The organism is Parafrankia sp. Ea1.12 (assembly GCF_900465275.1).
Taxonomy (GTDB): Bacteria; Actinomycetota; Actinomycetes; order Frankiales; family Frankiaceae; genus Parafrankia; species Parafrankia soli.
On the sequence record NZ_UBIZ01000155.1, the window covers coordinates 1 to 234 of the forward strand.

Here is a 234-nt window from a genome sequence, read left to right on the forward strand (position 1 = left end):
TCCAGGGCGAGCTCCTCAAACTCGGCCACCGGGTGAGCGCATCCACGATCCGCCGGGTCCTGAAGACCCTCAGGTTGCCACCGGCTCCGAAACGGCAGACCGACACGACATGGCGACAGTTCCTGCGTACGCAGGCGTCGACGATGCTGGCCGTGGACTTTTTCCACGTGGACTGCGCCATTACGCTCCAGCGTCTGTACTGCTTCTTCGTCATAGAGGTCGGCTCCCGCTCCG

At 63.7% G+C, this 234-nt stretch carries 1 pseudogene; it reads left to right on the plus strand.

Annotated features, from left to right (window positions below):
* Positions 1-234, plus strand: a pseudogene (locus tag FMEAI12_RS37765) (transposase); the annotation flags it as partial.